Genomic DNA, 3969 nt, shown 5'->3' with positions numbered 1-3969 from the left:
CGCCGAGGTCGTCCGCGAGCCCGCGACCGCCGAAGCCGTCGCGGCTTACCGCAGCAGCCGCCGGCCGAGCCGACCCGCGCCGGAAGCAGGCTGACCGCGCGCGCCCCGGCTCACGAGAAGCGGCCGACGAACCGCTTCTGCCAAGGCGTCTCCACGGCGCGCTTCGAGTAGTTCTCGCGCACGTAGGAGATCGGATCGTGCTCGGACGGCCCGTCCATCGCCACCAGGCAGGCCAGCGCCGTACCGGTGCGGCCGAACCCGCCGCCGCAGGCGATCTCGACCCGCTCGGTCGCCGAACGCTGCAGCGCCACCCGCAGCGCCGCTTCGAAACCGGCGCGGTCGGTCGGCAACCAGGAGTCCGGCCAGCGCAGCCAGCGGCTCTCCCACTCCGTCTCCGGCGGCCTGCGCCCGCGCAGGTGCAGCGCGAAGTCGGGTTTCGGTCCGGCGGGCAACCCGTCTCGCAGCCCGCGGCCGCGCACCAGCCGCCCGGACGGCAAGCGCAGCACACCGGTCGCCGCAGGGTCCCAGGTCGTGTCCGTCAGCCCAGCGTATTTCGCCGAACATCACAGCGAATGATCGGATGTTCGCCGCGAGCGACCTTTATCCACAATGGACCAAATCGGAATCCGAGCCCAGCGCGGCGGAGCCGCCGCCCAGCAGAGCTTTCAGGCAACGAGCAAGGACCGGGCCTCACATCTTCGCCACCGCGGCGTGCAGCGTCTCCGCGGCCATCCCGAGCCCGTCGAGCTGGGAGTAGTCGGCGTCCTCGTGCTCGATGTTGACGGCCATGTCGGGGTCCACTTCGGACAGAGCGGTCAGGAATCCGCTCCAGTACGCGACGTCGTGCCCGACGCCCACTGCGACGAACTTCCAGGCCGGGTCCTGCGGCCAAGCGTTGGCCCAGTGCCCGATACCGGTCGGGACCTTGCCGGGCGCATCGACCGGCACCCGGGAGAACGACGTGTCCAGCACGCCGCGCACATCGGCTCCCGGGCAGATCTCGGCGTCCTTGGCCGCAGCGTGGAACACCAGCGGCCCGAGGTGGCGGATGCAGGCCGCGACGTCCATGCCCTGCCACATCAGGTGCGAAGGGTCCATCTCGGCACCGACGTTGGTCGCACCGGTCAGCTCGACCAGCCTGGTCAGCGTCACCGGGGAGAACACCAGGTTGTGCGGGTGCATCTCGACCGCGACCCGCACGTCGCGGGCCCGCGCCAGCCCGTCGATCTCCGTCCAGAACTCGGCGGCCACGCCCCACTGGTAGTCCAGCACGTCCAGGTAGACGCCGTCCCACGGGTTCACCACCCACGACGGGTATTTCGCCGCCGGGTCGGAGCCGGGAGTGCCGGACATGGTCACCACGTTGCGCACCCCGAGCAGCCCGGCGAGTTCGATGGTGCGGCGCAGGTCGTTCGCGTGCTTCGGGCCGACGCCGGGTAGCGGGTTGAGCGGGTTTCCGTTGCAGTTGAGCCCGGTCAGCTCCATGCCTCGCGCGGCGAAGCCCGCCAGGTAGTCCCGCCTGGCGGCCTCCGAGGACAGCAGCAGGTCCACCGGGCAGTGCGGCGCTGGCAGGAAACCACCGGTGTTGACCTCGACCGAGCTCAACCCGTTGGCCGCGAGCACGTCGAGGACGTCTCCGAGCGGGCGGTCGTGCAGACAGGCGGTGTAAGCACCGAGTTTCAGCGGCATCGCGGTACCTCCGGTTCAGGCGACCTCGACCGCGGCGCCGCCGTCCTCGGCGGAACGCACGACGGCGCGGATCACGTTCATGGTGTGCAGGGCGTCGGCGAAGGTGGCGCACGCGGGCAGCGGGTCGGCGATGCCCGCGATCTGATCGAGGAACGCGCGGCACTGGTAAACGAACATCTCCGCGTTGCCGCCGCCGTTGCCCGGCGCCTGCATCGGGTAGCCGCCCGCGAAGTAGGGCAGCTGCGGCCCGGCGATGACCTGCCGGGCACCGCGGGTGCGCGCTTCGGGCTGCGCGTCGTCGAAGGTGTACTCCGCCGGGCGGTGCCAGTCGAACGACACCCGTCCGGACACCCCGCAGGCATCGACGGCCAGCCCGTTGGGCATTCCGAACGCGGTGCGCGAAACGGAGAACGAGCCGGTGATCCCGGAGCCGAACCGCGCGGTGAACGCCGCGGTGTCCTCGTTGCCGACCTCTCCCAGCTCGGCACCGACCGGAGCCGGTTCGTGCCCGACCACCGGGCCGAGCGGAACCGGCCGCTGCGGGATCTGCGTGGACAGCAGCCCGCCGGTGACCGACGAGATCGGGCCGCAGACGTGCTCGGCGACGTCGATGAGGTGCGCCCCGAGGTCGCCGAGCGCGCCGCTGCCGGGGCCGCCCTTGAACCGCCAGCTAAGCGGACCGCGCGGGTCGGCGGCGTAGTCGGCCCAGTAGCGGCCGTTGAACAGGCTCAGCTCGCCCAGTTCGCCGTCGCGCACGTGCCCGCGGATCGCGGCGAGCGCCGGTGAGCGGCGGTAGGTGTAGCCGACCGAGGCCACCACGTCGCCGGCTCGTTCGGCGGCCACCATCGCCTCCGCGTCGGCGATCGAACCGGCCAGCGGCTTCTCGCACAGCACGTGCTTGCCCGCGCGGATCAGCTCTTCGGCGATCGGCCGGTGCAGGTCGTTGCCGACGACGATGCTGACCGCGTCGATCGACGGGTCCGCGGCGATCGTCTCCCAGCCGGAGACCGCCCGCTCGTAGCCGTAGCGGCGGGCAGCGTCGGCGGCGAGATCGGGGTCGGCGTCGGCGATCGCGGCCAGCCGCACCGGCGGCAGCCCCGCGCCGAAAACCGTGTTGACCTGCCGATAACCGGCCGCGTGGCTGCGCCCGGCCATGCCGGCGCCGATCACGGCGACCGACAGCGGTTGCTCGGACATCGGGTGGAGTCCTCTCGTCGCCCGAGGCCGGGCCCGGAGGGGCGACCGGAGTCGGGGAGGTGCGGGAGCGGGAAGAGTTCTACCGAAACGTTTCGGTAACCTGCGACGGCGGACATTAGGCAGTTATGGTCCTTATGTCAATACATACTTAGCGGGGCTCCGGGCCCCGCGCACAGGAGGTCAGCCAAGTGCCCACCAACTCCGGCCGGGCGACGATCGTGGACGTCGCCCGCGCCGCCGGGACCTCGGTCTCCTCGGCCTCGGTCGCGCTGCGCGGCGCTTCCGGCGTCTCGGAGCCGACCAGGGAACGCATCCTGGAAGCCGCGCGACGGCTCGGCTTCCGCGCCGACCGGCAAGCCAGCCTGCTGCGCAGGCAGCAGCCGCGGGTGCTGGGCGTGACCTTCGCCCTGGACCAGCCCTTCCACACCGACGTAGTGGATAACCTCTACCACGCCGCGGACGGCTGCGAGCACGACCTCGTGCTCAGCGCGGCGACCGCGACCCGCTCGGAGACCGACGCCGCCGAGAGCCTGTTGCGGGACCGGGCCCGCACGCTGCTGCTGATCAGCCCGGCGCTGTCCGAGCGGCAGCTGGCCGAGCTGACCACTCGGGCATCAGTGGTCACCATCGGCTCGCAACTGCGGGCGGGCCGGGCCGATTCGGTGCGCGCCGACGATCAGCAGGGCATCACCGACGCCGTCGAGCACCTCGTCTCGCTGGGCCATCGCGACATCGCCTACGCCGACGGCGGGGACTGCGCCATGAGCGCGGTCCGCCGCGCGGCGTACGCCGAGGCGATGCGAACGCGCGGACTCGAGCCCCGGGTCATCGGCGGTGCACCCACCGAGGACTCCGGGATCGGGATCGCGGATCACCTGCTCGCGCAGGGCGGCCCGCCCACGGCGGTGCTCGCGCACAACGACATGATCGCGCTCGGCCTGCTGCTGACCCTGCGTTCGCGGGGAATCGCGGTGCCCGGCGAGGTTTCCGTCGTCGGCTACGACGACACCCGGACCGCCGCGCTGGCGACGGTCCGGCTCACTTCGGTGAGCCAGGACGCGGCCCGGCTGGCCCGGACCGTGG

General features: G+C 72.1%; 4 protein-coding genes. 1 reads left to right on the top strand and 3 read right to left on the bottom strand.

The features are described from left to right. Nucleotides 1-110 precede the first annotated feature (110 nt). From IJH84_RS18510 to IJH84_RS18500, 3 genes are all read right to left on the bottom strand, one after another. On the bottom strand, nucleotides 111-506 hold the full coding sequence (locus tag IJH84_RS18510; RefSeq protein WP_295146733.1) for a protein phosphatase: 396 nt from the start codon (nucleotides 504-506) through the stop codon (nucleotides 111-113). A gap of 184 nt (nucleotides 507-690) precedes the next feature. Beyond that, nucleotides 691-1689: a sugar phosphate isomerase/epimerase gene (locus IJH84_RS18505; RefSeq protein ID WP_295146731.1), complete on the bottom strand. Its 999-nt coding sequence runs from the start codon at nucleotides 1687-1689 to the stop codon at nucleotides 691-693. 15 nt (nucleotides 1690-1704) lie between these two features. After that, nucleotides 1705-2886, bottom strand: coding sequence for a Gfo/Idh/MocA family oxidoreductase (locus tag IJH84_RS18500; protein ID WP_295146729.1), 1182 nt, complete (start codon nucleotides 2884-2886; stop codon nucleotides 1705-1707). A 188-nt stretch (nucleotides 2887-3074) separates the two neighbouring features. On the opposite strand from IJH84_RS18500, the gene IJH84_RS18495 reads away from it, so the two are divergent. Next, a partial coding sequence (locus IJH84_RS18495) for a LacI family DNA-binding transcriptional regulator (protein WP_295146727.1) occupies nucleotides 3075-3969 on the top strand: 895 nt, incomplete at its 3' end.

This window comes from Saccharopolyspora sp. (assembly GCF_017434145.1).
Lineage (GTDB): Bacteria > Actinomycetota > Actinomycetes > Mycobacteriales > Pseudonocardiaceae > Saccharopolyspora_C > Saccharopolyspora_C galaxeae.
The sequence above is the reverse complement of the archived record's forward strand: the minus strand, read 5'-3'. Positions and strand labels throughout refer to the sequence as shown.

Excerpts from the sequence above, each read along its gene's own strand:
- IJH84_RS18505 (WP_295146731.1), bottom strand. The coding sequence starts at position 1,689 with ATGCCGCTGAAACTCGGTGCTTACACCGCCTGTCTGCACGACCGCCCG.
- IJH84_RS18500 (WP_295146729.1), bottom strand. The coding sequence starts at position 2,886 with ATGTCCGAGCAACCGCTGTCGGTCGCCGTGATCGGCGCCGGCATGGCC.